The sequence below is a fragment of the Kitasatospora sp. MBT66 genome, from assembly GCF_000710405.2.
Classification (GTDB): Bacteria; Actinomycetota; Actinomycetes; order Streptomycetales; family Streptomycetaceae; genus Kitasatospora; species Kitasatospora purpeofusca.
On sequence record NZ_JAIY01000023.1, the window covers coordinates 39,987 to 47,425 of the forward strand.

General features: G+C 74.6%; 6 protein-coding genes and 1 pseudogene. 3 read left to right on the top strand and 4 right to left on the bottom strand.

All coding sequences use genetic code 11. The features are described 5' to 3' along the window. From BI06_RS52135 to BI06_RS44175, 3 genes are all read left to right on the top strand, one after another. A partial coding sequence (locus tag BI06_RS52135) for a hypothetical protein (protein ID WP_043478565.1) occupies window positions 1-926 on the top strand: 926 nt, incomplete at its 5' end. Beyond that, entirely contained in the window at window positions 923-1,726 is an 804-nt protein-coding gene (locus tag BI06_RS44170) for a response regulator transcription factor (protein WP_043478569.1), read from the top strand. The genes BI06_RS52135 and BI06_RS44170, both read left to right, overlap by 4 nt. Next, window positions 1,723-2,982 carry a HAMP domain-containing sensor histidine kinase gene (locus BI06_RS44175; RefSeq protein WP_043478572.1) on the top strand — a complete coding sequence of 420 codons (1,260 nt, stop codon included), beginning with the start codon at window positions 1,723-1,725 and terminating at the stop codon, window positions 2,980-2,982. The genes BI06_RS44170 and BI06_RS44175 overlap by 4 nt, the downstream gene beginning before the upstream one ends. A 193-nt stretch (window positions 2,983-3,175) precedes the next feature. On the opposite strand, the gene BI06_RS44180 is transcribed toward BI06_RS44175, so the two are convergent. The 4 genes and pseudogenes from BI06_RS44180 to BI06_RS44195 all read right to left on the bottom strand — a co-directional run. Next, window positions 3,176-4,666 carry a M6 family metalloprotease domain-containing protein gene (locus tag BI06_RS44180; RefSeq protein WP_199523462.1) on the bottom strand — a complete coding sequence of 497 codons (1,491 nt, stop codon included), beginning with the start codon at window positions 4,664-4,666 and terminating at the stop codon, window positions 3,176-3,178. 237 nt (window positions 4,667-4,903) lie between these two features. Then, window positions 4,904-6,289 (bottom strand): cobyrinate a,c-diamide synthase, encoded by a 1,386-nt coding sequence (locus BI06_RS44185; RefSeq protein WP_043478575.1) that lies wholly within the window; start codon window positions 6,287-6,289, stop codon window positions 4,904-4,906. Between the two features lie 65 nt (window positions 6,290-6,354). Further along, window positions 6,355-6,960, bottom strand: a complete 606-nt coding sequence (cobO, locus tag BI06_RS44190) for a cob(I)yrinic acid a,c-diamide adenosyltransferase (protein WP_030398311.1) — start codon at window positions 6,958-6,960, stop codon at window positions 6,355-6,357. A 6-nt stretch (window positions 6,961-6,966) separates the two neighbouring features. Further along, window positions 6,967-7,439: pseudogene (locus tag BI06_RS44195) on the bottom strand (magnesium chelatase); the annotation flags it as partial.

Consider the following 7,439-nt stretch of genomic DNA (forward strand, 5'->3'; position numbering starts at 1 on the left):
CCGCTGCCCACCGCACCGCCGCGCGGCCCCGCCCCGCCCTCCTCCTCCCCGTCCTCCTCGCCGCCGCGGCCCTCGCCCTCCCGGTCGGCTGCGCCGCCCCCGGTGAACTGCGCGACCACGGCGCGGTCGCCCCCGTCACGCCCTCCCCGGCCCGCGTGCCGCTCTGGCCGAGCGCGCCCACCGCCTCCTCGCCGACACCGCTGGAGCCCACCGGGAGCCGCAGCCCGGAGCCGACGCCGCAGCCGGTCCCCGACCTCACCGTCCCCGGGCAGGACATCACCGCCGTGGACACCCGCGCTCTGCTCGCCAAGGACCCCGGCGTCACCCAGGACGAACGGCGGGTCCTCGAACCGTGCCCGGGCTGCGAACTGCGCGCCCCCGAGTTCCGCGACCTCACCGGGGACGGTCGACCCGAGCTGCTGCTCGCCGTCGGCCTCGCCGACACCGTGGTGCTGCACGTCTACACCGCCTCCGGGGACCGGTTGCTGCCGATCCACCGGGTCTCCCTGCAGAAGGGGTTCGGCGCCGAGACCGTCGGCACCGACCTCTGGCTGTACGAGCCGACGGGCTCCTTCCGGACCGGCCGCCTCTACCGCTGGGACGGGGTGCGGCTGGCCCTGGCCGACCAGAAGGTGGAGGGCATCGGGCCGACCGCCCCGGAGCCCGAGCCGACGCCGTCGGCCGCCGAGAAGCCGACGGTGGAGAGACCGCCCGGCACCGGCCCGACCGCCGTGACGGGGGGCGGGCCCGTCAAACCCTCGGCCCCGTCCCGGCCCAGCGGGGCACCCCCGTCCGCCGGCGCCGGCTCGGACGCGGTGGTCGGCAAGCAGCCGCAGCCGCAGCCCAACCCCGCCCGCCCGGCGCAGCCCAGCGCCACGCCCACCGCCGTGCCCACCGCCGTGCCCTTCCCGGAGACGAAGCCATGAGCCCCACGGCCGCCGGCCACCCCAGCATCCTGATCGTCGAGGACGACGAGGTGATCCGGGAGGCGACCAGGATGGCCCTGGAACGCTACGGGTTCCCGGTCGCCACGGCCGCCGACGGCCTGGAGGGGCTGGAGATGTTCCACGCCGTGCGGCCCGACCTGGTGCTGCTGGACGTGATGCTGCCGCTGCTCGACGGGGTCGGGCTGTGCCGACGGATCCGGGAGGAGAGCCAGCTGCCGATCCTGATGATGTCGGCCCGCACCGATCCGGTGGACGTGGTGTCCGGACTGGAGGCGGGCGCGGACGACTACGTGGTCAAGCCGTTCGAGAGCGCCGTGCTGGTCGCCCGGATCCGCACGGTGCTCCGCCGCGTCCGCGTCGTCCCGGCCGAACCCGAGCCCGCGTCCGAGCCCGTGTCCGTTGCCGCGCCCGCCGACCCGCTGGTTCCCCCTGTCCCTCCGGTCTCCCCGGCCGCCCCGGCTCCTCCGGCCGCTCCCGCCCCCCGCACCCCCGTCCGCAGCTTCGACGGCCTGGAGGTCGACACCGACTCCATGGAGGTCCGGGTGCACGGGGCCCTCGTCCCGCTCACCCCCACCGAACTGCGCCTCCTGCTGGAGTTCACCGCCGCCCCCGGCATCGTGCTGGAACGCGCCGTCCTGCTGGAACGCGTCTGGGACTACGAGTGGGGCGCCGACACCCGCGTGGTCGACGTCCACGTCCAGCGCCTGCGGGCCAAGATCGGCGGCGGCCGGATCGAGACCGTCCGCGGCTTCGGCTACAAGCTCAGGCGGGCCGAATGACCCTGCGCCGCCAGATCGCCACCGCCGTCGCCGCCATCTCCGTCCTGGTCGCGGTGGCGGTCGGGCTGCTGGTCCACCAGGCGATGGTCCGCCAGCACGTCGACCAGGCCCGGGGCTCCGCGCTCACCGCTCTGGACGCGGCGCTCGGCTCCTTCGAGCGCAACGAGGACCTCACCGGCGGCGGACGCCGGCAGGCCGCCGTGGACGACCCGGCGCTGCCGGCCCGGCTGCGCGCCCTGGTCGCCGAGGGGCGGCGCGGGTCGTTGCTGGCCCAGGGGCCCGAGGGCGAGTCGGTGTGGGCGGCTGTCCCGGTCCGCAGCGACGGCGAGGTGCTGTCCGTCCGGATCGACTTCGCCCAGGACCGGCAGGCCATCGCCGACCTGGACCGGATCATCCTGCTCGCCGTCGTCGCCTCCGTCTTCATCACGGTGCTGGCGGGGGTACTGGTCGCGGACCGGATCAGCCGCCGGCTGCGGACGGCGGCGACCGCCGCCCGGGGCATCGCCGCCGGGCGCACCGACACCCGGATCGGCGAACTCGTCGACGGGCGGGACGAGGTGGCCGACCTCGCGGCGGCGGTCGACCTCATGTCGCGGGAGCTGCACCGGCGGCTGGAGGACGAGCAGCGGTTCACCGCGGACGTCGCGCACGAGCTGCGCACCCCGCTGACCGGACTGGTCACGGCGGCCGAACTGCTGCCGCCGGGCCGGCCCACCCAGTTGGTGCAGAACCGGGTGCAGGCCCTGCGCGCCCTGGTCGAGGACCTCCTGGAGGTCTCCCGGCTGGACGCCGACGTCGAACTGCCCGACCTCTCGGCGGTGCCGCTGGAGCGCGCGGTGCGCCGCACGGTGGCGCTGACCGGCCTGGAGGTCGAGGTGGAGATGGCGGCGGACGCCTCGGTCCGCACCGACCTGCGCCGCCTGGACCGCATCCTCGGCAACCTGCTCCTGAACGCCGACCGCCACGGCGGCGGCCCGATCCTGCTGCACGTCGACGGCCACCGCCTCACCGTCCGCGACCACGGCCCCGGCTTCCCCGACGAACTCCTCCGCGACGGCCCCCAGCGCTTCCGCACCAGCGTCCGCGAACGAGGCCGCGGCCACGGCCTCGGCCTCACCATCGCCCAGGGCCACACCCGCGTCATCGGCGCGACCCTGACCTTCACCAACCACCCCACCGGCGGCGCCGTCGCCACCCTCCACCTCCCGACGGCCCCGGCCCCCGACCCCGCTCCCGACGAAGACCCGTCCCCCTGATCCGTCCCGGAGGCGGGAGGGATCAGGGGGACGGGACCGCCGCCGCTGCCCGGGCCGGCCTCTCGGTCCGTACCGGGGCGGCTCCGCCGGAGCCACCGGCGGGGGGCCGCTGCCCGGAACGGCGGGCAGGGCGGCGGTCGTCCCCTTCCGCTCCGGACGCCTCCGGAGCGGAGCGGGTGGCTCGCGCCGTGCCTCACTCGACGGTGACGCTGACCTCCATCCGGTCGTCCCCCGGGGTCCCGGCCACCTCGACGGTGATGCCGCTCCAGCGGCCGTCCGGCTCGTTCAGCGCCGGGGTGCTGTGCTCGCCGATCGTGTTGTTGCCGAGGGCCGGGTAGAGGTCGGTCCGGTCGCCGCGGTTGCCCGCGCGGAGGAAGGAGGCCAGGTCGCGCCGACCGTCGGCCTGCATCAGCTCGATGGCCAGGTGGCGTTCGTCGTTGACGTTGTCGATCGCCTCGTCCACCACGTAGGTGGCGATGCCCTGGGACGGCAGGAACTGGTCCTGGCCGCTCTGCCGGCGGTACTCGATCACCAGGTACTGCTGCGGCGTCATCCGCGGGCTCTTGACGACCAGGATGTCACCGCCCTCGGAGACCGGTCGCAGGGTGATGTCCTTGGTGGTGGCGCTGATCAGCTGGGGTCTGGTCCAGTCGTGGAACATCCGCAGCATGCCGTTCGGGTAGACCGGTTTGCTGCCGCGGTCGTTGCGCGGGCCGCCCCAGGAGCCGGACGCCATCAGGCAGTAGTCGCCCAGGCCGCTGGAGACGTCCTCCACCTCCGGGTCGCCGGTGTCGTAGAAGTCTGCCCAGCGGGCCGCCAGATGGCCCCACTCGTGGGAGCAGACCCCGACCTTGCAGTCCTCGGGGACGGTCAGGAAGGTCGGCACGGTGAGGCCCGAGGGGACGGGGAAGCCGTGCGGGAGGGTCCACTTGGCGCTCCACAGGGCGCCCGGCTGGAGGTCCGGCGGGAGGGCTTCGGCGCCGGAGCCGGCGTGGACGACGAACAGCGCGGTGACGATGCCCTCGCCGAGCACGTCCAGTTCCTTCGGGAACGCGATGCCCTGACGGAGGGCGATGTCCAGGGCGTCGAAGGCCATGCCGGGCTCGTTGCGGCCGTCCCGGTTGCCCTGGCCGGACCGGTGGTCGGCGTAGAAGGAGAGCGGGTGCGGCAGGGTGAACCAGTCGTGCACCTCGCCCTGGACGTCGATGCCGCCGTTGTCGGGTGCGGCGGGGTCGAAGCCGCTGACCCCGCGGTAGTAGTCGCGCATCGAGCCGCCGGGCGAGGTGCCGGTGCTGAACAGCAGGTCCTCGAAGTGCTCCTTGGTGTGGGCCGGGTCGTGCGGCTGGTCGGGGAAGTCGACCAGCAGGACCACGGTGGGGATCACCCCGGCGAGCTTCTCGGACGGGTGGCTGATCAGTTGGGCGTCGGTGCGGGCGCCGGGCCGGACGGCGCCGTCGTCGAGGCCGACGACGTTCTCGCCGCGCCGCCGGGAGCGCCAGACCAGGTAGTACTGGGTGAAGGTGATGGTCTCCGGCAGCCGTCCGGTGGTGATCAGCTCCCGGTACTCCTGGCGGAGCATGTCCAGCGCGTCCGGTGACAGCGGGACGGGGCAGGAGTGCGGACGGTCGTGGGGGAGGTCGACGGGGGTGGGGTGGTGATGCAGCGGGGTTAAGGTGTGACGCATGGTGACGGCTCCTTCGAGCCTGTTCACCCCGCCGGGGCGTGTGCGGCGCCGCGGGGGCGTGTTCGGCGCCCCGTCGAGTAGGCGGTCGCCGGCAATCGGTCGGCTCGCCGAAAGGCGGTCGGGTCTGGCCGGTACCGGTTGCGAGAAGTTCGATATGCGGTTGTTTGTCCCCATTCTGACGCTCCGGACGGCCAAAGCACCAGACCCGAAGGGTCGTCGGATCCGCCGCCGGCCCGCTCAGCCGGCCCGGTGCGCGGCGGCCGCCGCGGTGAAGGCGGCGGCGAGCTGCGGGTATCCCGCCCAGTGCAGATGCAGATACGAAGCGTGAACATTCTCGGCGCCCGCCGCGCCCGCGAATCCTTCGAGGTGCAGACCGGTCGGCAGCCGCCAGCCCCAGGCGGGCCGTTCACCGTGCTCCGGCTCGCAGACCGTCCGGTGGAACTCGTGCCCGCGCAGCCGGGCCCCGCCCGGCAGCAGCATCGAGTCCTCCAGCGCGACCGCCTCCCGGTACCCGAGCGTCAGCCGCTCGGTCATCCGGGCCGAGGTGTCCAGCACCCCGCACATCGGCAGTCCGTCCAGCTCCCGCCCGAGGTAGAGCAGTCCGGCGCACTCGGCCGAGACCGGTCCGCCCGCGGCGGCGAACGCGGCGATCGCCGCCCGCAGTTGCCCGTTCGCGCTGAGTTCCCGGACGTACAGCTCGGGGAAGCCGCCGCCGATCACCAGGCCGGCCGTGCCCTCCGGCAGGGCGTCGGCGTGCAGCGGGTCGAAGGGCACCACCTCGGCGCCGGCGGCGGTCAGCAGCTCGGTGTTCTCGGCGTACGAGAAGGAGAACGCCGCGCCCCCGGCCACCGCGATCCTCGGCCGGACCGCACCGGCGGCCAGGGGGGCCACCTCGCGGGCCGGGTCCCACGGCTCCGCCGTCAGCGGCGGGGCGGTGCGGGCCAGCGCCAGCACCTCGTCCAGGTCCACCGAGGCGGCGACCAGTTCGCCCATGTCGGCCACCGCCCGCAGGGCCTCCGCCGAGCGCTCGACGGCCGGGATCAGCCCCAGGTGCCGGGAGGGCGTGGCGACCGCCGCCGAGCGCCGCACCGAGCCCAGTACCGGCACCCCGGAGCCCTCCTCCAGGGCCTCGCGCAGCAGTCGCTCGTGCCGGTCGGAGGCGACCCGGTTGAGGATCACCCCGGCCAGCCGGACCTCCGGGTCCCAGGAGGCGAAGCCGTGCACCAGCGCCGCCACCGACCGGGACTGCGAGGAGGCGTCCACCACCAGCACCACCGGCGCCCGCAGCAGCTTCGACACATGCGCGGTGGAGGCCAGCTCGCCCCGCCCGGAGGCGCCGTCGAACAGCCCCATCACACCCTCCACCACCGCCACGTCCGCCCCGGCCGCGCCGTGCAGGAAGAGCGGCGCGATCCGCTCCGGCCCGCACATGAACGCGTCCAGGTTGCGGCCCGGACGGCCGGCGGCCAGGCCGTGGTAGCCCGGGTCGATGTAGTCCGGGCCGACCTTGTGCGGCGAGACGGCCAGCCCGCGGGCGGCGAGCGCGGCGATCAGGCCGGTGGCGATCGTGGTCTTGCCGGCGCCCGAGGAGGGCGCCGCGACGACGAGACGGGGGATGTTCACGGTGCTGCTGCTTCTTCTCTCGCTGTACTACCAGGACGTCCGGCGGGTTCGACCGACCCGGCGCGCTACCACTCGATGCCGCGCTGGCCCTTGCGGCCGGCGTCCATCGGGTGCTTGACCTTGGTCATCTCGGTGACCAGGTCGGCGGCGTCGGTCAGCAGCTCCGGCGCGTACCGGCCGGTGATGACGACGTGCTGGCTGCCCGGACGGTCCTTCAGCACGGCCACCACCTCCGCCGGGTCGATCCAGCCCCAGTGCATCGGGTAGGTGAACTCGTCCAGCACGTAGAAGCGGTAGGTCTCGGCGGCGAGGTCGCGCTTGACCTGCTCCCAGCCCTCCTTGGCCGCCGCCTCGCTGTCCAGCTCCATCTCGCCGGTGCGCTGGATCCAGGACCAGCCGGAGCCCATCTTGTGCCAGTCGACGGTGCCGCCCTCGCCGGAGGCGCCGAGCACGCGCAGCGCGTTCTCCTCGCCGACCTTCCACTTGGCGGACTTCACGAACTGGAACACCCCGACCGACCAGCCCTGGTTCCAGGCCCGCAGGGCCATGCCGAACGCGGCCGTGGACTTGCCCTTGCCGGGCCCGGTGTGCACGGCGGTGATCGGCTGGGTACGGCGCTGGCGGGTCGTCAGGCCGTCGTCGGGAACGCTCTCGGGGACACCCTTGGGCATGTCGGCTCAGGCCGCCTTTCGCGAAGCAGAAACAGAAGCAGAAGCAGAAACAGAAGCAGAAGCAGAGGAAGAAGCAGAAGCAGAAGCAGCGGCGCCCGAACGGTGCCCGCCGCGGCTGTCGCGGACGAGCGAGGCGACCCCGTCGGCCCGCAGCTCGTCCAGGGTCACGGCGGTGGCCCGCAGCCGGTCGGCCAGGGTGCGGGCCAGGCCGAGCCGGACCGGGCCCGACTCGCAGTCCAGCACCACGCTCGCCACGCCCTGCCCGGCCAGCAGCCCGGCCGCCCGGTGCGACTGCGCGACGGCGTCCCGCGCGCCGGTGGCCCGGCCGTCGGTCACCACGACCAGCAGCGGACGGCGGTCCGGGTCGCGCAGCCGCTCGACCCGCAGCACCTCGTGCGCCCGCAGCAGTCCGGCCGCCAGCGGGGTGCGGCCGCCGGTGGGCAGCGACTCCAGCCGGGTCGCGCCGACCTCCACCGAGG